This is a genomic window from Flavobacterium sp. GW823-FHT04A11, from assembly GCF_058796535.1.
In genome coordinates, this window is record NZ_CM179503.1 from 3,575,155 (window position 1) to 3,595,413 (window position 20,259).

At 33.1% G+C, this 20,259-nt stretch carries 20 protein-coding genes; 10 read left to right on the forward strand and 10 right to left on the reverse strand.

The genetic code is table 11. The features are described from left to right. Positions 1-63 precede the first annotated feature (63 nt). Positions 64-963, forward strand: coding sequence for a patatin-like phospholipase family protein (locus AC3QL1_RS15475; RefSeq protein ID WP_492492726.1), 900 nt, complete (start codon positions 64-66; stop codon positions 961-963). A gap of 97 nt (positions 964-1,060) precedes the next feature. Here AC3QL1_RS15475 and AC3QL1_RS15480 read toward each other — a convergent pair whose 3' ends face one another. Then, the gene (locus AC3QL1_RS15480; RefSeq protein WP_492492727.1) at positions 1,061-1,582 is read right to left on the reverse strand and encodes a DUF7935 family protein; all 522 of its coding nucleotides are present in this window, start codon (positions 1,580-1,582) and stop codon (positions 1,061-1,063) included. Positions 1,583-1,706: 124 nt separating this feature from the next. Here AC3QL1_RS15480 and AC3QL1_RS15485 point away from each other — a divergent pair, with 124 nt between their 5' ends. From AC3QL1_RS15485 to AC3QL1_RS15505, 5 genes are all read left to right on the forward strand, one after another. Next, positions 1,707-2,474: a sulfite exporter TauE/SafE family protein gene (locus AC3QL1_RS15485; RefSeq protein WP_492492728.1), complete on the forward strand. Its 768-nt coding sequence runs from the start codon at positions 1,707-1,709 to the stop codon at positions 2,472-2,474. A 128-nt stretch (positions 2,475-2,602) separates the two neighbouring features. After that, positions 2,603-2,749, forward strand: a complete 147-nt coding sequence (locus tag AC3QL1_RS15490) for a hypothetical protein (RefSeq protein ID WP_492492730.1) — start codon at positions 2,603-2,605, stop codon at positions 2,747-2,749. Between the two features lie 265 nt (positions 2,750-3,014). Then, the gene (locus AC3QL1_RS15495) at positions 3,015-5,351 is read left to right on the forward strand and encodes an ATP-dependent helicase (RefSeq protein WP_492492732.1); all 2,337 of its coding nucleotides are present in this window, start codon (positions 3,015-3,017) and stop codon (positions 5,349-5,351) included. Between the two features lies 1 nt (position 5,352). Continuing rightward, complete coding sequence (locus tag AC3QL1_RS15500; protein WP_492492734.1) at positions 5,353-5,766, forward strand: hypothetical protein; 414 nt, start codon at positions 5,353-5,355, stop codon at positions 5,764-5,766. A gap of 94 nt (positions 5,767-5,860) precedes the next feature. After that, complete coding sequence (locus tag AC3QL1_RS15505) at positions 5,861-6,481, forward strand: L-threonylcarbamoyladenylate synthase (protein ID WP_492492736.1); 621 nt, start codon at positions 5,861-5,863, stop codon at positions 6,479-6,481. 191 nt (positions 6,482-6,672) lie between these two features. Here the strand turns inward: AC3QL1_RS15505 and AC3QL1_RS15510 are convergent, their stop codons facing one another. Genes AC3QL1_RS15510 through AC3QL1_RS15520 form a run of 3 tightly spaced genes read right to left on the reverse strand, consistent with a single transcriptional unit; the run spans position 6,673 to position 9,030 of the window. Next, complete coding sequence (locus AC3QL1_RS15510; RefSeq protein ID WP_492492737.1) at positions 6,673-7,506, reverse strand: OmpA/MotB family protein; 834 nt, start codon at positions 7,504-7,506, stop codon at positions 6,673-6,675. 34 nt (positions 7,507-7,540) lie between these two features. Then, complete coding sequence (locus tag AC3QL1_RS15515; RefSeq protein ID WP_492492739.1) at positions 7,541-8,560, reverse strand: glycosyltransferase family 2 protein; 1,020 nt, start codon at positions 8,558-8,560, stop codon at positions 7,541-7,543. 20 nt (positions 8,561-8,580) lie between these two features. Then, positions 8,581-9,030, reverse strand: coding sequence for a type I restriction enzyme HsdR N-terminal domain-containing protein (locus tag AC3QL1_RS15520; RefSeq protein WP_492492741.1), 450 nt, complete (start codon positions 9,028-9,030; stop codon positions 8,581-8,583). Positions 9,031-9,103: 73 nt separating this feature from the next. Between AC3QL1_RS15520 and holA the strand changes: the two genes are divergently transcribed. The 3 genes from holA (at position 9,104) to ettA (ending at position 12,099) form a co-directional block, all read left to right on the forward strand. Further along, positions 9,104-10,108 carry a DNA polymerase III subunit delta gene (gene holA / locus AC3QL1_RS15525; RefSeq protein WP_492492743.1) on the forward strand — a complete coding sequence of 335 codons (1,005 nt, stop codon included), beginning with the start codon at positions 9,104-9,106 and terminating at the stop codon, positions 10,106-10,108. A gap of 67 nt (positions 10,109-10,175) precedes the next feature. After that, a complete protein-coding gene (locus AC3QL1_RS15530) occupies positions 10,176-10,358 on the forward strand; it encodes a CAL67264 family membrane protein (protein WP_035666747.1) in 183 nt (60 codons plus the stop codon). A 49-nt stretch (positions 10,359-10,407) separates the two neighbouring features. Next, complete coding sequence (ettA, locus tag AC3QL1_RS15535) at positions 10,408-12,099, forward strand: energy-dependent translational throttle protein EttA (protein WP_492492745.1); 1,692 nt, start codon at positions 10,408-10,410, stop codon at positions 12,097-12,099. Between the two features lie 226 nt (positions 12,100-12,325). On the opposite strand, the gene AC3QL1_RS15540 is transcribed toward ettA, so the two are convergent. Both AC3QL1_RS15540 and AC3QL1_RS15545 read right to left on the reverse strand, forming a co-directional pair. Then, positions 12,326-12,739, reverse strand: a complete 414-nt coding sequence (locus tag AC3QL1_RS15540; RefSeq protein WP_492492747.1) for a thiol-disulfide oxidoreductase DCC family protein — start codon at positions 12,737-12,739, stop codon at positions 12,326-12,328. A 393-nt stretch (positions 12,740-13,132) separates the two neighbouring features. After that, positions 13,133-15,298 (reverse strand): endonuclease MutS2, encoded by a 2,166-nt coding sequence (locus AC3QL1_RS15545; protein WP_492492749.1) that lies wholly within the window; start codon positions 15,296-15,298, stop codon positions 13,133-13,135. A gap of 134 nt (positions 15,299-15,432) precedes the next feature. On the opposite strand from AC3QL1_RS15545, the gene AC3QL1_RS15550 reads away from it, so the two are divergent. Beyond that, positions 15,433-16,098: a uracil-DNA glycosylase gene (locus AC3QL1_RS15550; RefSeq protein WP_492492751.1), complete on the forward strand. Its 666-nt coding sequence runs from the start codon at positions 15,433-15,435 to the stop codon at positions 16,096-16,098. Positions 16,099-16,255: 157 nt separating this feature from the next. On the opposite strand, the gene AC3QL1_RS15555 is transcribed toward AC3QL1_RS15550, so the two are convergent. The 4 genes from AC3QL1_RS15555 to porX form a co-directional block, all read right to left on the reverse strand. Next, entirely contained in the window at positions 16,256-16,642 is a 387-nt protein-coding gene (locus AC3QL1_RS15555) for a DUF4258 domain-containing protein (RefSeq protein WP_492492753.1), read from the reverse strand. 36 nt (positions 16,643-16,678) lie between these two features. Further along, a complete protein-coding gene (locus tag AC3QL1_RS15560) occupies positions 16,679-17,878 on the reverse strand; it encodes an alanine dehydrogenase (RefSeq protein WP_302096074.1) in 1,200 nt (399 codons plus the stop codon). A 275-nt stretch (positions 17,879-18,153) separates the two neighbouring features. After that, a complete protein-coding gene (gene tsaE / locus AC3QL1_RS15565; protein ID WP_492492755.1) occupies positions 18,154-18,561 on the reverse strand; it encodes a tRNA (adenosine(37)-N6)-threonylcarbamoyltransferase complex ATPase subunit type 1 TsaE in 408 nt (135 codons plus the stop codon). A gap of 83 nt (positions 18,562-18,644) precedes the next feature. After that, positions 18,645-20,198 carry a T9SS response regulator signal transducer PorX gene (porX, locus tag AC3QL1_RS15570; RefSeq protein WP_492492757.1) on the reverse strand — a complete coding sequence of 518 codons (1,554 nt, stop codon included), beginning with the start codon at positions 20,196-20,198 and terminating at the stop codon, positions 18,645-18,647. Positions 20,199-20,259 lie beyond the last annotated feature (61 nt).

Below are 20,259 nucleotides of genomic sequence, written 5' to 3' on the forward strand. Positions count from 1 at the left end.
TTCTTTCTTCTTTTTTCTATTCTCTAAAAAGAAAAAAGCCAAAAACAAAACCTACAATATTATATGAGAGCATTGGTTATTTCCGGTGGTGGCAGCAAGGGCGCATTTGCCGGCGGTGTTGCACAATATTTAATAGAAGAAAAAAATCACGAATACGATTTATTTTTAGGAACTTCTACCGGAAGTTTGCTTATTCCGCATTTGGCTTTGGGACATATAAAAAAAATTCATTCGGTTTACACCAATGTGACTATGTCCAGTATCTTCAATATTTGCCCGTTTGTAGTTAAAAATAAAAACGGAGTCGACATTGTAACTATCAATCATTTCAATGTAATACGTCAATTTTTTAAAGGAAAAAGAACTTTTGGCGAAAGCAAAGGATTAAAAAAGTACATTAAAAACAATTTTAGTTTGTCTGATTTCAATAAACTGAAAAAGCTGAATAATGATGTTATCATTACCGTTACTAATTTTACCAAAAACGAATCAGAATATAAATCTATAAAAGATTGTAGTTATGAAGAGTTTTGCGACTGGTCCTGGATTTCGAGTAATTATGTTCCTTTCATGAGTTTGGTTGAGAAAGATAACTTCGAATACGGTGATGGCGGATTCTCCAGTTTAGTTCCTATTCGCGAAGCTATTAATCGTGGAGCTACAGAAATTGATGTTATCATTCTGGAAACAGAGGTGAATATGGATAAAATGGTTATCGGGAAAAATCCATTTTCTCTAATGATTGATTTGTTTAGAATTGCCTTAGATCAGGTTGAAAAACACGATATTGCTATAGGAAAACTTATGGCAAACAACAAAAATGTGAAACTTAACTTATATTACACTCCAACAAAACTAACCGATAATGCGCTTATTTTTAATAAGGAAGTTATGAAGGAATGGTGGGAACAAGGGTATGAATATGCTCAGAATAAGTCTGAGGTTATGAGTGATAACAGGTGATTTTAGATTTATGATTTTAGATTTTAGATTGTTTAAATAACTTAAAATTCATTTTTGACAAATCTAAAATCTAAAATCTGAACTCTAAAATTGTAATTTACCAAAGATCTGCAACTTCATTTTTAATATACCCCAAAGCAGCATTACTTGGAGATTGTTTCTCTAACAAATCATTCAAAATTTTCTCTCTTAATTTATCTGCGCTGTCAACACGATCGCTCATGGCAGCTTTACGAATAATTTGTATCGTTGAGTTTTTTGCTGTTGTAATGATTGTCCAACATTCGTCAGACATATAAATTTGCTGTGTTAAATTGTGTTCAAATTCTTGTTCGATTTGGTCGATTACATAATTTTCATAATCGTGTTTTTCGTTAGAAACAGGAGTTATTCTGATTAGTAATTTAGTCAAATTAATACGCTCTAAAAATAAAGTCATACGCTCGTAAGCCTGTAAACGTATCGGCAAAGATTGCTTTTGATATTCTCTGCTTAATAAAAATTCGCGTTTTTTATCGTTGTTTTTAATGTGTAATTCAAAAAAACTGTAAGCCACAAATCCGGTAATAATCGCTGGTAAAGTATAACTGGCTAATTCTATAATTCTTGTAAAATCCATTTGAATAATTTTTCAACAAAAATATACTTTTTGATGAGAAATCAATATTATTTTTTATTGTAATAAATGAAATGTAAACCTATTTTTGTGGACAATTCTCAAAACCTACTGAAGCCCAATATAAATGGAATCATACATCATCATTTTACTTTGTTTAGCTGCTTTTGCTGCAGGATTTATTGATGCCATTGTTGGCGGAGGCGGATTGATTCAGACGCCAATGGGATTAATTTTGCTGCCTAATTTACCGGTTTCAACCGTTATTGGAACTTTAAAATTACCTGCTTTTACCGGAACTGCTTTTGCTGCTTTTCAATATTTGAAAAAAGTGGTTATTCAATGGAAATTGTTATTGATAATGATGTGTTTAGCTGTTCCGTCAGCATTTTTGGGTTCTACTATATTAACGCTTGTCAGTAATGATTTTATGAAACCGCTTTTGCTTGTGGTTTTGTCTTTATTGTTTATTTATACGTATGCCAAGAAAAATTTTGGTCAGCACGTTGAAAAAGATCATTCGGCAAAAACGCAGATTATTTACGCGGTCGTAATCAGTATCATAGTTGGTTTTTACGACGGATTTATTGGTCCGGGAACGGGAAGTTTTTTTGTGGTTGCTTTTATCGCACTTTTAGGTTTTGATTTTTTGCACGCTTCTGCAAATGCCAAAATGGTCAATCTGGCGACTAATTTTGGTTCGATTTGTTTGTTTATGATAAAAGGAAAAATCATTTGGTTCATTGCAATTCCGATGGCAATAAGCAACGGACTTGGTGGATGGCTTGGTGCAAAACTCGCCATTAATAAAGGAAATGGTTTTATTCGGGTTTTCTTCTTGGTTGTTGTGGTGGGTACTTTGATACGATTTGCGTACGATGTATTCTATAAATAGGTTCTAAGATGCTAAGTTGCTAAGGTTCTAAGTTTTTCTATTATGAGACATTTGTTTTAAATTTTTATAATCATTGTAAGTAAATTTTTATATATTTATTTGATATTTAAAATATAATTTATCACAATATGGAAGAATTGGACGATTACGATTACCAGAATAGTTTAGAATTATTAATGGAGGAACTTCGAAAAAGTGAAGAAGATATAGAAGCAGGAAGAATTATAGATTATTCGGATTTTAAAGAGAAACTTCGGGCTAGATATAACTTCTAAATTAAAAGACCTCGTTTGTATTTATGAAAAACTTTGTGCCTTAGCAACTTTTTCTAAAAAAAGCTAATTGTTTTTTTCTAGCCCCGATAGAGGCGGTATCCTCGCAGTGAAACGGAGAGATATAGCCGAAAGCGGGAACGATGTTTCTGAAAAAGCCGATTGTTCTGCTCCAAAAAAATAAAAAACTTAGCAACTTAGAACCTCAGAAACTTAGTAGCTTATTACAGCATTAATTCTTATTTTTGCATAAAAGGAGAATAATTTCATGCAAAAATATATTGATCAGCTCAATGAAGCACAACGACAACCTGTTCTGAAAAAAGACGGGCCAATGATTATTATTGCTGGTGCAGGTTCGGGGAAAACCCGTGTTTTAACGATTAGAATTGCTTATTTGATGGCGCAGGGTGTTGACGCTTTCAATATTTTGTCGCTTACGTTTACGAACAAAGCTGCTCGTGAAATGAAGCACAGGATTTCGGACATTGTAGGAGCGACAGAAGCTAAAAACCTGTGGATGGGAACTTTTCACTCGATTTTTGCCCGTATTCTTCGTGCGGAATCAGATCATTTGGGATATCCGTCTAATTTTACCATTTACGATTCTCAGGATTCGGCAAGACTGATTTCTTCGATTATAAAAGAAATGCAGTTGGATCGTGATATCTATAAACCAAAACAAATTTTAGGTCGAATTTCGAGCTATAAAAACAGTTTGATTACGGTAAAAGCGTATTTCAACAATCCGGAATTGGTAGAAGCCGATGCTATGGCAAAAAGACCAAGATTGGGAGAAATTTATCAGCAATACGTAGAGCGCTGTTTTAAGGCAGGAGCAATGGATTTTGATGATTTATTGTTGAAAACCAATGAATTGCTAACTCGTTTTCCTGAAGTTTTAGCGAAGTATCAGAATCGTTTTAGATATATTCTGGTTGATGAGTACCAGGATACAAATCACTCTCAGTATTTGATTGTTAGGGCTTTATCAGATAAATTTCAGAATATTTGTGTGGTTGGAGATGATGCGCAGAGTATTTATGCTTTCCGTGGGGCAAATATCAATAATATTTTGAATTTCCAAAAGGATTATGAAGGCGTAGTCATGTTTCGTTTAGAGCAAAATTACCGATCAACGAGAAATATTGTTGAAGCGGCCAATACTGTGATGGAACACAATAAAACAAAGCTGGATAAGGTAGTCTGGACTGCAAATGATTTTGGACACAAGATAAAAGTACATCGCAGTTTGACGGATGCCGAAGAAGGCCGTTTTGTGGCGAGTACGATTTTTGAACAAAAAATGCAGAACCAATTGCATAATGGTGCATTTGCGATTTTGTATCGTACTAATGCTCAGTCGCGTGCAATGGAGGACGCGTTGAGAAAACGTGATATTCCGTATCGAATTTATGGGGGATTATCATTTTACCAACGTAAGGAAATCAAGGATGTTTTGTGTTATTTGCGTTTGGTAATTAATCCGAAAGATGAGGAAGCGCTAATTCGCGTTATCAATTATCCTGCACGTGGAATTGGTGATACAACGGTAGAAAAACTAACCATTGCGGCGAATCATTATAAACGTTCGATTTGGGAAGTAATGGTGAATATTGATAAAATTGACCTGAAACTGAATGCCGGAACAAAGAATAAACTGAATGATTTTGTGACAATGATTCAGAGTTTTCAGGTGATTAATCAAAATCAGGATGCTTTTTATATTACGGATTATGTTGCTAAAAAAACCGGATTGGTTCAGGAATTAAAGAAAGATGCTACTCCCGAGGGAATGGCAAAAATTCAGAATATTGAAGAGCTTTTAAACGGTATAAAAGATTTTACCGAGGGACAAAAAGAAATTGACGGAGCAAGAGGCGCACTTTCAGAATTTATGGAAGATGTGGCGCTTGCAACTGATTTAGATAAGGATACCTCTGATGAAGATCGTGTGGCTTTGATGACAATTCACCTTGCAAAAGGATTGGAGTTTCCGCATGTTTTTGTGGTGGGAATGGAAGAAGATTTGTTTCCGAGCGCGATGAGTATGAGTACCAGAAGTGAACTTGAAGAAGAACGTCGTTTGTTTTATGTGGCTTTGACACGTGCTGAACATCAGGCTTATTTAACTTATGCACAATCGCGTTACCGTTGGGGAAAATTGACAGACAGTGAACCTTCTCGTTTTATTGAGGAAATTGACGGACAATATCTAGAGTATTTAACGCCTGCAGAAAGTAATTACCGTTTTAAACCTATGATTGACGGTGATATCTTTGGAGATGTTGATAAGTCAAAATTGCGATTGGCAAAACCGGTTGGAGGAACTCCGCCAAAATATATTACAGACAACGAACCAAAACCGGATTTAAATATTCGTAAGCTAAAACCAGTTTCGGGAAATGCACCAAGTGCTGCGGGCACAAATTTATTCGACAGTAAATTAACTGTTGGAAATATTGTGATGCACGAACGCTTCGGAAAAGGGGAAGTGATTAACCTTGAAGGTGTTGGAGCTGATAAAAAAGCAGAAATAAAATTTGAAGTCGGCGGAATTAAAAAACTGTTGCTTCGATTTGCGAAGTTGGATGTTGTAGGGTAATATGAAAAAAATACTATACCCTTTTATTTTTTTAGTTTCATTAAATGTTTTGGGACAATCAGAGACATTAATTAGTAAAGAGGAGAAAAAGTTAGTTGGTTATTGGAAAGGTGCTGATTTTGATAGTATTACACTTATCCCTAAAAAATATTGGACTATAAATAGGGAAGAAAATGGAAAGTATTTTATTGTATTTACATCAGTTAAAGATTGCGAAGTAAAAGTTTGGAATGAAAGAGGGAGATGGTGGACTGACAATGGTAAATTCTATAAATTAAATTCAAGAACTAATATTTTAACTGTAATCAATTATAATTTTAGTGGACTAAATGAGATATTTTTTTCAGAGAAAGCTTCTGATGCAAAAGTTGAAAATGGTGATATATTTTATTTTGAAAATTTGGTAGATTATTGATTTTATTATTTATTGTTGTTAACAATTCAATTTTTCAAAGTAAAAAGCACAGATTTTAAAACCTGAAACAAATAAAACTTTAAACAAAAAACAAATGGCCGAATTCATAAAAATATATCCTGATAAACCTAGTGAAGCTGCCATTGCAAAGGTGGTGAAAGTGCTTCAAAACGGAGGTTTGGTAATTTATCCAACAGATACTGTTTACGGTTTGGGTTGTGATATTACCAATTCTCGTGCTTTAGAAAAAATTGCAAAAATTAAAGGAGTAAAATTAGAAAAGGCTAACTTTTCTTTTATCTGTCATGATTTGAGTAATCTTTCAGATTATGTACGTCAGATTGATACTTCGACTTTTAAAATTTTGAAAAGAGCTTTGCCGGGTCCATACACTTTTATTTTGCCCGGGAATAATAATTTACCAAAAGAATTTAAGAAGAAAACGACTGTTGGTATTCGTGTTCCGGATAATAATATTGCTTTAGAAATTGTTCGACAGTTAGGAAATCCAATTGTATCGACTTCTATTCGCGATGAAGATGATGTAATTGAGTATACTACCGATCCGGAATTGATTTTTGAGAAATGGCAAAATCTTGTTGATATGATAATTGATGGCGGTTATGGCGATAATATAGGTTCGACAATTATTGATTTATCTGAACATGAGCCAGTAATTGTAAGGGAAGGAAAAGGAGATATTGATATTTTGTAAAAAAAAACTGAAATAGTATAATTATTTAAAATAAATAACTAACTTTAGTATAGTTAAAATTTAGTTAGTTAATTTAAAGATAATGCTATTCTTGATTTACATTTAATTGGTTATTAAAAAAGGGTTAAGAATACAAAAAGCAGGTCGTTAGACCTGCTTTTTTTGTTTTATGAAGTATGTTAAACGAGGAATTATTTCGCTTGTTTTTTCATTTCTTTTTCAATCATATCATAGAATTGATCGATTTTTGGCATAACCACGATACGAGTTCTTCTGTTACGAGCTTTATTGTCAGGAGTATCATTTGCAACCAATGGTACGTATGAACTTCTACCTGCAGCAATTAATTTAGCCGGGTTAACACCAAGATCGTTTGTTAATACACGTACAATAGAAGTTGAACGTTTAACACTTAAATCCCAGTTGTCTAGCAAAACTCCGTTGCTTTTGTAAGGAACGTCATCTGTGTGACCTTCAACCATACATTCAAAATCAGGTTTGTCGTTAACAACTTTTGCAACTTTAGCCAAAACAGATTTTGCTTTGTCGCTCACGTCATAACTTCCGCTTTTGAATAATAATTTATCAGCGATAGAAATAAATACAACTCCTTTTTCAACATTGATTTCGATATCCGGATCGTTGATTCCAACTGCTCCTTTTAAACTTGTAACTAATGCTAAAGTAACACTGTCTTTTTTAGTTAAAGCATCTTGAAGTCTAGAGATTTTTAAATCTTTTTCTTTTAAACTTTCTAATGATTTTTCAAGGTTTTCAGCACCTTTTGTAGTTAATACAGTTAAATCTTTAGAGCTGTTTATCAAGTCTTGATTATGTTGTTTATAGCTTTCAGCTGTAGCTGCTAATCCTGCTTTTTCTTCAAGACAAGAATTTAATTTAACTGTGCAAGAGTTTAATAAATCCTGGGTCTCTTTGTTCTTAGCTTCTAATGCTGCGTATTGTTTTTTCGATACACACGAAGTTAAGGCCATTAATACTGTTAGTGCGATAACTATTTTTCTCATAGGTATTATATTTAATTAAACGTTGATTACAAATTTAGTTTTTAATATTTTGATTACTGTTAAAGATTTCCTTAAATACAGTCAATTTCTTAATGTAATACAAGTAAACGATACTTTTTACGCTATAGTATTGCTGAATTTGAAAATCTTTTCGTTCTCGTAAATATCTTAAAGATATGCAATAAAATGAAAAGTGTGCCTTTAAAATTGCAAAAGTATGACTGAATTTTCCTTGTGTAAGAAAACGGATACCCGCAATTCCGTCTAAAACCATTCTGAAGAAAATCACGAAAAACAATCCTTTTTTCGGTAAGTTTTTGACAAGCATTAATAAAGAATTCCTAAAATTTAAAAAGGTCTTTTTAGGATTTCCCTGCTGTAAAGTTGCGCCTCCAACATGATAAACAGTTGATTCTGAATTGTACTTAATAATGTGTCCTTCATTTGCAGCACGCCAGCATAAATCAATTTCTTCCTGATGCGCAAAAAAAGTTTCATCAAAACCTTTTAATTCATCATAAACCTCTTTTCTGATAAAAAAACAAGCTCCCGAAGCCCAGAATAATTCACAATTATCATCGTATTGTCCATTATCTTTTTCTATAGTTTCAAAAATTCGGCCACGACAAAAAGGGAAACCAAACTTGTCAATAAATCCTCCGGCTCCTCCGCCATATTCAAAATATTCCTTGTTTTTAAAATCAAGAATTTTAGGCTGAATGATAGCCGTTTGTTTTTCGATTGCAAATGTTTCTAAAATTGGCTTTAGCCAGTTTTCGGTAACTTCAATATCAGAATTAACTAATGCGTAATATTCAGCATTAACTTCTTTTAAAGCGTCATTATAGCCTTTTGCAAAACCGTGATTACCACTGTTTTTTATGATTTTTATTGTTGGGAAATTCTGTCTGACAAAATCTATTGAATTGTCTGTTGAAGCATTATCTGCTACATATATAGTGGCTTCTTCTGAAAATTGGATGATAGAAGGTAAAAATTGTTCTAACAATTTTACTCCGTTCCAATTTAAAATGACAACAGCTATTTTATCCAAAAGGTATTTTTTTAATTTTATTAAACTTCTTTATAGTCTGGTAAACTTTTCAAAAACTCATACTTTTCGTTTTCAAAATCCATTTGACAATAATAATGGCTCAGACCATTTGTAACTTTCAAAAACCGTGCCTGCATTGTCATATTATAACGTGCAATCTGATCAAAAGTTGCCTGAGATATTTTAACTTCCGGAGCCTTACATTCTACCAATATATGTATAGAACCATCAGAATTAAAAACAACAACATCATAACGTTTTCGTAAACCATTGACTGTTAAAACTTTCTCTACGTTTATGAGTGATTTTGGATATTTTTTTTCATTCATTAAATAATGAACTACATGCTGACGAACCCATTCTTCGGGAGTAAGAATGATAAATTTTTTTCTTATTTCATCAAAAATAGACACTTTATTTTCGCTATTTTTGAATCGAAAACTATAGATTGGAAAATTTAATCTTTGCATAAAGCAAAAATATAAAATAGTTTTTTGTTTCAGGTTTAAACTTGAAACTTTAAAACCTGAAAGAAGAAATTGAATGGATGAAGTTGTAAAAATTGTAAATGATATAAAAGCCGGAAATATAAAACCGATTTATTTTTTAATGGGAGAAGAGCCTTATTACATTGATAAATTATCTGAATATATTGAGCAAAATATACTTTCTGAAGAAGAAAAAGGATTTAATCAGACCGTATTATATGGAAGGGATGTTTCTGTAGAAGATATTGTTTCAACGGCTAAGCGCTATCCTATGATGTCTGACCGTCAGGTTGTTATTGTAAAAGAAGCACAAGATTTATCGAGAACTATTGATAAAATTGAATCTTATGTAAATAATCCGATGGAAACAACTGTTTTGGTTTTTTGCTACAAATACAAAACACTTGACAAACGTAAAAAAGTAACCAAATTATTAGCGCAAAACGGAATCGTTTACGAAAGTAAAAAATTATACGAAAATCAGGTTGGCGATTGGATAAAACGTGTTCTGGCAGGAAAAAAGTATACTATTGATCCTAAAGCAAATGCTATGCTGGTGGAATTTTTGGGTACAGATTTGAGTAAAATTAATAATGAACTGGAGAAATTACAAATTATTTTGCCTCAGGGAACCGTAATTACGCCACAGCATATTGAAGAGAATATTGGTTTTAGTAAAGACTATAATGTTTTTGAATTAAGAAAAGCAATTGGAGAACGAAACCAATTAAAAGCTTATAAAATTGCAGAAAATTTTGCTCATAATCCTAAAGAATATCCTCTGGTAATGACAACCGGACTGGTATTTGGATTTTTTGTTCAGCTTTTAAAATACCACGGACTTAAGGATAAAAATCCTAAAAATGTAGCGACAGCAATTGGTGTAAATCCTTATTTTTTAAAGGAATACGATTTAGCAATAAAGAATTATCCAATGCGAAAAGTGAGTCAGATTGTGGGTGCTTTGCGCAATGTTGACGTCAAAAGTAAAGGTGTTGGTGCCAATGCTTTGCCTCAATCAGATTTGTTAAAAGAAATGCTGTACAAAATATTTAATTAAGCCGTGAAAATTCACGATATTTGCCTTTCTAAAAATTTTACTACTTTAAAATAATAATTACACAATTATGGGAATGAATAAAAATACCGTTTTAGGATGGGCTACTTTTATAATGATACTTATGGGATTGTTACTTATAGGTCTTGGCGCTTTTAGATACAGAGATGTTTCCGGCTGGGGATTTGTAGCGGTAGGCGTTGGATTTTTTGCTAATGCCTGGGTTTTTAATGCATTGAAAGGTAGAGTTTAAGCTTTTGAAGAATAATAAAATTAAATAATTAAAATAAAAATAAAACAAAATGTCAGACGATAAGAAAGTAATTTTCTCAATGCAGAAATTGAGTAAAACCTATCAGGGAGCAGACAAACCGGTGCTTAAAAATATTTATTTAAGTTTCTTTTACGGAGCTAAAATTGGTATTCTTGGTCTAAACGGTTCTGGTAAATCTTCATTATTAAAGATTATTGCCGGAGTAGATAAAAATTATCAGGGTGATGTTGTTTTTCAACCGGGTTATACTGTAGGTTATTTAGAGCAGGAACCAATTCTTGATGATTCTAAAACCGTTATCGAAATTGTTCGTGAAGGAGCTGCAGAAACTATGGCAGTTTTAGAAGAATACAACCAAATTAATGATTTATTCGGTCTTCCAGAATATTACGAAGATCAGGATAAAATGGATAAGTTGATGGATCGTCAGGCAGCATTGCAAGACAAAATTGATGCTCTTGGTGCCTGGGAAATCGATACAAAACTAGAAATTGCAATGGATGCGTTGCGTACACCGGAAGGTGATACACCAATTAAAAACCTTTCCGGAGGTGAGCGCCGTCGTGTTGCTTTATGTCGTTTGTTATTGCAACAACCTGATGTATTGTTACTTGATGAGCCAACCAACCATCTTGATGCTGAATCTGTACTTTGGTTAGAGCAGCATTTAGCGCAATACGCAGGAACTGTAATTGCTGTAACGCACGATAGATATTTCCTTGATAATGTTGCAGGATGGATTTTAGAGTTGGATAGAGGAGAAGGAATTCCATGGAAAGGAAATTATTCTTCTTGGTTAGACCAAAAATCAAACCGTATGGCACAGGAAGAAAAAGTAGCTTCTAAACGCAGAAAAACTTTAGAGCGTGAGTTAGAATGGGTTCGTCAGGGAGCAAAAGGTCGTCAGACAAAACAAAAAGCGCGTTTACAGAATTACGACAAATTATTAAATGAAGACCAAAAACAATTGGACGAAAATCTGGAAATCTATATTCCGAATGGTCCACGTTTAGGTACAAATGTTATTGAAGCAAAAAATGTTGCGAAAGCTTTTGGAGATAAATTATTATACGATAATCTGAATTTTACTTTGCCACAAGCCGGAATTGTTGGAATTATCGGACCAAACGGTGCTGGTAAATCTACCATTTTCAAAATGATTATGGGAGAGCAAGCTACAGATAGTGGAGAATTTTCAGTTGGAGAAACTGTGAAAATCGCTTACGTAGATCAATCACACTCTAATATTGATCCAAATAAATCGATTTGGGAGAACTTTGCTGATGGTCAGGAATTAGTGATGATGGGAGGAAAGCAAGTGAATTCAAGAGCTTATTTATCACGTTTTAACTTTGGTGGTGGCGAGCAAAACAAAAAAGTTTCAATGCTTTCTGGTGGTGAGCGTAACCGTTTGCACCTTGCCATGACATTGAAAGAAGAAGGAAACGTTCTTTTACTGGATGAGCCTACGAATGACTTAGACGTAAACACACTTCGTGCACTTGAAGAAGGTTTAGAGAATTTTGCCGGTTGTGCCGTAATTATTTCGCACGACAGATGGTTCTTAGACAGAATTTGTACGCACATTCTAGCTTTCGAAGGAGATTCTGAAGTTTATTTCTTCGAAGGAAGTTTCTCTGATTATGAAGAAAACAAAAAGAAACGTCTGGGTGGTGATTTAACTCCAAAACGTTTGAAATACAGAAAGTTAATTAGATAAATTTCTAATAAATTTCATCCCGATGCCTCGGGATAAAATCCCAAATTCCAAATCGTAAAACGTTTGAGTTTGGGATTTTTTATTGTTTATTCTCATTTTATGTCAGGCTGAGCGGAGTCGAAGTCCCGCAAAGAAATGACATAAGCAACTAACATAAAGTGATATAGATTGTCTATCTACGTACGGGACTTTGACTCCGCTCAGTCTGACAAAACATTTATTTACTTTACAAAAACTTAGCTTTCAATTCCGGAGTAGGAATCATGCAGCTTTCTTTTTTGCCATACCACTTATAGCGATTTTTGGCAATGTAATCGTAAATATAATTTCTAGGTTTTTCAGGAAAAATTTTGAAAATTGACATTAAATTATAAATTCCTCCCAGATCTTCTGCAATTTCGATGGCTGCGGTAGATTTATAATAATATGCAACGCCTGGATTGTATAAAATGATGCTGTCAATTTTAGTTTGATCAACGCCAATATAGTTGCAGATTTCAATTCCCAATTCCGATTGCAAAGCCACAAAACGAAAAACATCTTTTTTATCGTGATTGATGATAAACTGAACTGCGCTGTTACATAAATTGCAAACGCCGTCGAATAGGATTATTTTTTTGTTTTTTGGAAGGTTTTGCATTTTAGAAAGTTTAAAGTTTAAGATTTTCAGCTTTGTCAAAGTTAAAACTTTGACAAAGCTTAATATAGTTTTTCATTTATTGGAATATGAAATGACACCAGAATTTCAACTCAGTAAGTAGTTAATCTTTGTGGAGTTGCTTGCGAAGATTTCTCGTTTCTAGAAATGACAAAAATGGCAACATTCTTATCGATTATTTATTTCTATTGAAAATTAAAAATCAATCAATTTTACAAATCAAAAATGACTCCCATAATTTATTTTTAAGCAATATTTTAAAAATATTCATCTTCGTAATTGTCTTTTTGAAGATTATTCTTTAAATCGCTTTATTTTAATTTTTGACAGATTTACATGTTTAATAACTGAAAACTGCCACCGAAAACTGAAAACTTATTTCTTAGCAGCTTCCACTAATTCCAATTCATCCAAACTTACTTTTGAAGTGAAAATTCCATAATTTACAGTTGCTTTATTTTTTTCGATTGAATCGATGCTTCCCACAGATCTTCCGTCGAGCATTCTAACACGGTCACCAACTTTCAAAATTGGTTTTGGTTTTTCGACAACAGGTTTGAGTTTCTTCTCTTTTTTCTCTTTTCGAATTTCTTCAACCTGAACTGTTACTTCTGCAATAACTTCTTTTTTCTTTTCGATTATGGCTTTTGCTTCTTTCGGAGTTGCTTTTTTACGTTTTGAATTTTCAATTTCTATAATTTTCAAAAATTCGCCAATCAGTTCTTTTTTATTTTTATTGTTGAAATACTTTTCTGAAATATCTTCAATTTTCTGACCAATGTAAATCGTTTTTTGGTTGCTGTCGTATAATTCCTGATAGCTTTCTAGTTTCTGTTTGATTTTTACATTGATGTTTTCCATCTTTTTGCTTTCCTCGCGCGCTCTGGTTTCTTCTTCTTTAAGATTTATAGAAGTTTTCTCCAGTTTCGAACGTTCTTTTTGAAGTGTTGCAATGGTTTTATCAAAACGAACTTTTCCAACTTCAATTTTCTTTTTGGCACGATTTATCAACCCAAACGGAATTCCGTTTTTTAAGGCAACTTCAAAAGTAAAGGAACTTCCGGCCTGACCTAAAGCCAGCTTGTACATCGGTTCAAGCGATTTTTCGTCAAACATCATATTGGCATTTGTTGCAAAAGGCAATTCATTTGCCAGAATTTTCAAATTTGAATAATGCGTTGTAATGATTCCAAAAGCTTCACGATGGTAGAATTCTTCCAGGAAAATTTCAGCCAAAGCGCCACCCAATTCCGGATCAGAACCAGTACCAAATTCATCTATTAAAAACATGGTTTTCTTGTTGCATTTCTTTAAGAAATAATTCATGTTTTTTAATCGGTAACTATAAGTACTCAAATGATTTTCAATAGATTGATTATCTCCAATATCCGTTAAAATTCTATCAAACAAGAAAGTTTCGCTGCGTTCGTGAACAGGAATCAACATTCCGGATTGTAGCATTAATTGCAGTAAACCAACTGTTTTAAGCGAAATTGTTTTTCCACCTGCATTTGGTCCTGAAATCACAATAATTCGGTTATCTTGTTTTAATTCAATTGTTTGCGGATGCGTAACTTCATTTTTTTGCTTATTATTCAAATATAAAATTGGATGATACGCTTCTCTAAAGAACAATCTTCTTTCTTCGGTAATTGTTGGCAAAATTCCGTTGATTCTGTTGGCGTACTTTGCTTTTCCGGCAACCACATCAATATCACTTAAAAACTCCTGATATTCAATTAGTAAAGGCAAAAACGGACGAATCTGATTGGATAATTGTTTTAGAATTCGAGTAATTTCTTCCTTTTCTTCATATTCAAGATTGGCTAATTCACGGGAATATTGCAAAGTAGCTTCCGGTTCAATGTAGGCAATACTTCCTGTTTTAGAACTTCCTAAAATTGAGCCTTTTACCTTACGGCGATACATAGCTAAAACGGCCAAAACTCTACGGTTTTGCACAAAACTTTCTTTAATATCATCCAAATAACCAAGACTATTATTATGAGAAAGTGCTACTCCAAAACTTTGATTTACTTTACCTCGAACGATATTCATATTCTGACGAATACTCAATAAAGCTGGCGAAGCATTGTCTTTTATTTCTCCATATTTGTCAACAATAGCGTCAATTAGAGTTACAATATCTTTAGTATATTCAACTCTGGAAGCTCTTGCGTTTAAGTTCGGATAATAATCATCAAATTTTTTAAGAAAATTCAACAAGAAATTTGAAGTAGATGAAAGTGTCGCAATTTTTCTAAAACTGCCCACTTCCAGGAAACTATCTTCTATTGCTAAAAATTTGATTTCGTTTGTTATAGCATCAAATCCATGGTTTGGAATTGCGTTATTATTCTGAAAAGACGAAACATACTCTGACGTTTGCATCAAAGCCTGCATCAAAGTTTCTTTATCTCTAAATGGTGTTATTTGTAAAGCCTTTTCTTTTCCAATGTCTGTATTACAGCCAGCTGAGATGGTTTCGAGAACTGTTGGAAATTGTAAGTCTTGTAATGTTTTTTCGGTAATGCTAATCATTTAATTCCTTATAATAAAGTATACACAAAAGTACGAAAACATTATGATTGAATTCTACAAAGTTTTTACCTAAATTTTATGTGTTTGTAAATATGATTTTACTTAAAAATTTCTGAAATTCGCATAAAAAAATCATGGACGTAAAAATGCATTCTTCCTGGAAACCAGTTTTAAATGAAGAATTTGAAAAACCATACTTTAAGGATTTAATTGCTTTTGTAAAAACGGAATATACCACGAAGATTTGTTACCCAAAAGGGAGCCAGATTTTTTCGGCTTTTGATCACTGTCATTTCGATCAGGTAAAAGTCGTAATTATTGGACAAGATCCTTATCATGGTCCAAATCAGGCAAATGGACTGTGTTTTTCTGTCAATGACGGAATTCCGTTTCCTCCATCTTTATATAATATTTTCAAAGAAATAGAAACTGATTTAGGAAAACCGATTCCTAAAACAGGAAATTTAGAGCGTTGGGCAGATCAGGGTGTTTTTCTTTTAAATGCAACTTTGACAGTAAGACAATCAGAAGCCGGAAGTCATCAGGGGAAAGGCTGGGAGAAATTTACAGATACAGTTATAAAACAAATTTCTGAAGAAAAGGAAAATGTTGTGTTTTTACTTTGGGGAGGTTTTGCTCAAAAGAAAGCAGCATTAATCGACGCTTCGAAACATCATATTTTAAAATCAGGACATCCTTCGCCCTTAAGTGCGAACAGAGGTTTTTGGTTTGGGAATAAACATTTTAGCCAGACAAATGCTTTTTTGAAATCTAAAGGACTTAAGGAAATTGAATGGTAATTTTTAAACCATATAAGTTATATAAGTAAATATAAAAGGATAGCCAAAATATAATTGTCCACAATTTTGTCATTTCGAGTAACAAGAAATCGCATAACGGATTTGCAGTTCGTTGCTCTCTGGATGTGATTTCTTGTTACTCGAAATGACAAAAAAATTACTTTTCAGCAGGTTTTTTGATAATCTCGTCTAAGATTGCTTTATTTTCGTAGTTAATTACTTTTAAGATTATTTCCTGGTTTTTAACTGTTTTTCCTTCAATAATATATAACTTTCCTTTGTTTACAGGAACATTACTTTGGTCAAAATCAACGTCTCCGTAAGTTAAAGTGTTTTTAATATCGGCAGTATCAACCCATTTTTCGTTTAAAGTTTGAATTGCTTTAGCAGAATATTGAAAAGGTTTTGTTCTTAAATTGTTTAAAACTCTGGCATTTGGAAAGTAGTTGCAGCGCGTATCTTTTCCACTAAAAACAAGGGCTACAAAAAAGCATCCCATAATAAGACCAATCAAATAATAAGCAAAACGATGTACGAACTTCATGAGTAAATTTTTTTGCAAAGGTACATTAAAGTTCCTTTAAAATACAAGTAAATTAATATCGTTATCGGGCAAATCAAACCATTCGCCAATTGCTTTGTTTGTTAGGATTCCGTGGTATAAATAGACCCCATTTTTCAGGCCTTTATTGCATCTTATAGAGCTCTCTAAACCACCTTCTTCGGCTATCTGAAGTAGATAAGGAGTTAGGATGTTACTTATTGAAAGTGAGGCAGTTTTAGAATATCTTGATGGAATATTTGGTACACAATAATGCAGTACATTACTCTTTATAAAAGTTGGTTTTTCGTGTGTTGTAACTTCCGAAGTTTCAAAACAACCGCCTGTATCGATGCTAACATCTACAATTACAGCGCCTTTTTTCATGTGTTCAACCATAGTTTCGGTTACAATAATCGGGCAGCGTTCTTTTCCGCGCATCGCACCAATCGCAACATCACAACGTCTTAAAGCTTTTAATAATGCTTTTTGCTGCACTGTAGAAGTAAAAATTCTTTGATTTAAGTTATTCTGTAAACGGCGTAATTTTGTGATCGAGTTATCAAAAACTTTCACGTTTGCCCCAAGTCCGATTGCGGTTTTGGCAGCAAATTCGCCAACTGTTCCCGCACCAAGAATTACAACTTCAGTAGGAGGAACGCCGGTAATGTTTCCGAATAAAAGTCCTTTTCCAAATTCATCTGTAATCATCAATTCTGATGCAATAAGAATAGAAGCAGTTCCGGCAATTTCGCTTAAAGATTTTACAGCTGGATAAGATCCGTCTTCATCTTTAATATATTCAAAAGCAAGTGCCGTTATTTTTTTCTGTGCCAAAGCTTCAAAATAAGCTTTCTTTTTGGTTTTTAACTGAATGGCAGAAATGATAATTGTTTCAGGATTAATCATCTCAATTTCAGCCAAAGTAGGCGGCTCAACTTTAAGCAGCATTGGACAGCCAAAAACCTTTTTTGTATCTTTTGTAACTTCTGCGCCCGCATCACTATATTCTTTATCAGAATAACTTGAACTTTCTCCCGCTCCGGATTCAATCATAACGCGGTGTCCTTCGTATGTCAAAGAATTTACTGCGTCCGGCGTCAGGCAAATACGACGTTCCTGATAACTTGTTTCTTTAGGTATTCCTATGAAAAGTTCTCTTTTAAAGCGGCCCACTTCAAGTTTTTCTTCTTGTGGCAACAATTGTTGTTTCGTAAATGGAGTTAAGGTTATTGACATGGATTGTGCGAAAAATTAAGGGTACAAATTACGTAAAAAGTTTTAAAATTAGTGCAAATTTTCTGCTAATACTGAAAGCTAATATTAAGGTATTGTTTTTTCTATTTTTGATGTTGATTCTTTACATCTTCTGAATAGAAAATTGTTCTTATTATGTTGTTTCACAGAGATTCGCTAAGATTGCCCAAAGATTCGCTAAGATTGCCCAAAGATTCGCAAAGTTTTTTATAATTCTTCTTTATTTCTCTTTGAAATCTTAGCGAATCTCTGCGAAATTAAACTAGTTCTAATTTTCGTTTTCCATCTGCCAATAACTCGATATTTACAACAGAATGTTCCTCAGGAATTAGATTTTCAATTTTTTCAGACCATTCGATAAAACACCAGTTTCCGGAGTATAAATAATCATCAACGCCCATATCGAGCGCTTCGGTCTCTTTGTTTAATCGGTAAAAATCAAAATGGTACACTATTTCATTATTAATAGTATAGTATTCATTTACTAAAGAAAAAGTTGGACTGCTTGTGGCATCTTTAACACCAAGGCTTTTGCATAACTGTTTAATGAGAGTGGTTTTTCCAACGCCCATTTCTCCATTAAAAAGGATGATTTTTTTAGGATTTTGTGCTAAAATTTTCTCTGCTGTTTCTTGAATCTGATCTAATGAAAAAACGATATTCATTGCTTAAATTTATTTTTATAATAGTCTCAGTCACAGTTTTCGGTCTCAGTAAAAAACTGAAAACTGCGACTGAAAACTGATCTTTATTTCGGATTAAATACCAAAAACGGGATAATCATTTCTTCTAACGAAATTCCGCCATGCTGATACGTGTTTTTGTAATAACTCACATAATGATTGTAATTATTTACGTAAGCCAGAAACAAATCATTTTTGGCAAAAATAAACGAACTGCTCATGTTTATAGCGGGCAAACCAATTTTTTTAGGTTCTTTTACTACGTAAACATCTTTTTGCTCGTACGTTAAACTACGTCCGGTTTTGTAGCGCAAATTTAGACTTGTATTTTTATCTCCAACAACTTTTGATGGGTTTTTTACATTAATTGTTCCGTGATCTGTCGTCAGGATTAATTTGAAACCTAAAAGCTGAGCTTGCTGAATAATTTCCAGCAATGGAGAATTTTTAAACCAGCTCAAAGTCAAAGAACGATAGGCTTTATCGTCAGAAGCAAGTTCTTTTACTACTTCCATTTCAGTTTTGGCGTGCGATAACATATCTACAAAATTGTAAACAACCGTTACCAAATCATTGCCTTTTAAAGCTTTAAAGTTTTCGGCTAATTTTTTACCTCCCGCGTAATTCGTGATTTTAAAATAATCTTCCTTAATATCAAGACCTAAACGTTTTAATTGTGCCGATAAAAATTCGGCTTCATAAAGATTTTTTCCGCCGTCTTCGACATCGTTTTTCCAATATTCAGGGAATTTTTTCTCCATTTCCAAAGGCAGTAAACCGGAGAAAATAGAGTTTCTGGCATATTGTGTAGCTGTTGGAAGAATGGAGAAATACGGAACTTCTTTTTCTAATTTATAATAATTGGCAACAACGCTTTCAAAAGATTTCCATTGATCGTAACGCAAATTATCAATTACCACAAACAAAATAGGCTTGTCTTTCTTTTTAATTTCAGGAACTACTAATTCCTTAAATAAAGTATCTGATTGAATTGGTTTATCGGCTTTTGGCTCAAACCAATCTTCATAATTTCTTTCAATGTATTTTCCGAATTGTGAATTGGCTTCTACTTTTTGGGATTCAAGAATTTCAATCATTCCCTGATCGTTGATATTTTCTAATTCAAGTTCCCAGAAAATCAATTTTTTATACAATTCAACCCAATCTTCATACGAATTAACCATGGCTAATTCCATCGAAATTTTTCTAAATTCTTTTTGATAATCCAGAGTTGTTTTTTCAGAAATTAACCGTGAGTGATCCAGATTTTTCTTTAAACTCAACAAAATCTGGTTTGGATTAACCGGTTTTATCAAATAATCGGCGATTTTAGAACCAATGGCTTCTTCCATAATGTATTCTTCCTCGCTTTTGGTAATCATAATCATCGGAATTGCCGATTTTTTCTCCTTCATTTCAGAAAGTGTTTCCAGGCCGCTCATTCCGGGCATATTTTCATCCAGAAAAACAATATCAAAATTGTCTTCTTCAAATAAAGCAATGGCGTCCAGACCGTTATTAGAGGTTGTTACTTCGTAGTTTTTCTTTTCCAGAAATAATATATGTGGCTTTAAAAGATCGATTTCATCGTCGACCCAAAGTATTTTTATCTTATCCATAAACAAATTAATTTTAATGCAATTTAAAAGTATAGAACTTAAAAAGTATTAAAAATAGTAT

What these genes read in the sequence shown, in the direction of transcription:
- AC3QL1_RS15550 (WP_492492751.1), top strand. Translation starts at nt 15,433, where the DNA reads ATGGACGTAAAAATGCATTCTTCCTGGAAACCAGTTTTAAATGAAGAA.
- AC3QL1_RS15475 (WP_492492726.1), top strand. Translation starts at nt 64, where the DNA reads ATGAGAGCATTGGTTATTTCCGGTGGTGGCAGCAAGGGCGCATTTGCC.
- AC3QL1_RS15500 (WP_492492734.1), top strand. Translation starts at nt 5,353, where the DNA reads ATGAAAAAAATACTATACCCTTTTATTTTTTTAGTTTCATTAAATGTT.
- AC3QL1_RS15510 (WP_492492737.1), bottom strand. Translation starts at nt 7,506, where the DNA reads ATGAGAAAAATAGTTATCGCACTAACAGTATTAATGGCCTTAACTTCG.
- AC3QL1_RS15505 (WP_492492736.1), top strand. Translation starts at nt 5,861, where the DNA reads ATGGCCGAATTCATAAAAATATATCCTGATAAACCTAGTGAAGCTGCC.
- AC3QL1_RS15495 (WP_492492732.1), top strand. Translation starts at nt 3,015, where the DNA reads ATGCAAAAATATATTGATCAGCTCAATGAAGCACAACGACAACCTGTT.
- ettA (WP_492492745.1), top strand. Translation starts at nt 10,408, where the DNA reads ATGTCAGACGATAAGAAAGTAATTTTCTCAATGCAGAAATTGAGTAAA.
- AC3QL1_RS15520 (WP_492492741.1), bottom strand. Translation starts at nt 9,030, where the DNA reads ATGCAAAGATTAAATTTTCCAATCTATAGTTTTCGATTCAAAAATAGC.
- AC3QL1_RS15560 (WP_302096074.1), bottom strand. Translation starts at nt 17,878, where the DNA reads ATGTCAATAACCTTAACTCCATTTACGAAACAACAATTGTTGCCACAA.
- holA (WP_492492743.1), top strand. Translation starts at nt 9,104, where the DNA reads ATGGATGAAGTTGTAAAAATTGTAAATGATATAAAAGCCGGAAATATA.
- AC3QL1_RS15540 (WP_492492747.1), bottom strand. Translation starts at nt 12,739, where the DNA reads ATGCAAAACCTTCCAAAAAACAAAAAAATAATCCTATTCGACGGCGTT.
- AC3QL1_RS15545 (WP_492492749.1), bottom strand. Translation starts at nt 15,298, where the DNA reads ATGATTAGCATTACCGAAAAAACATTACAAGACTTACAATTTCCAACA.
- AC3QL1_RS15480 (WP_492492727.1), bottom strand. Translation starts at nt 1,582, where the DNA reads ATGGATTTTACAAGAATTATAGAATTAGCCAGTTATACTTTACCAGCG.
- porX (WP_492492757.1), bottom strand. Translation starts at nt 20,198, where the DNA reads ATGGATAAGATAAAAATACTTTGGGTCGACGATGAAATCGATCTTTTA.
- tsaE (WP_492492755.1), bottom strand. Translation starts at nt 18,561, where the DNA reads ATGAATATCGTTTTTTCATTAGATCAGATTCAAGAAACAGCAGAGAAA.
- AC3QL1_RS15490 (WP_492492730.1), top strand. Translation starts at nt 2,603, where the DNA reads ATGGAAGAATTGGACGATTACGATTACCAGAATAGTTTAGAATTATTA.
- AC3QL1_RS15530 (WP_035666747.1), top strand. Translation starts at nt 10,176, where the DNA reads ATGGGAATGAATAAAAATACCGTTTTAGGATGGGCTACTTTTATAATG.
- AC3QL1_RS15555 (WP_492492753.1), bottom strand. Translation starts at nt 16,642, where the DNA reads ATGAAGTTCGTACATCGTTTTGCTTATTATTTGATTGGTCTTATTATG.
- AC3QL1_RS15485 (WP_492492728.1), top strand. Translation starts at nt 1,707, where the DNA reads ATGGAATCATACATCATCATTTTACTTTGTTTAGCTGCTTTTGCTGCA.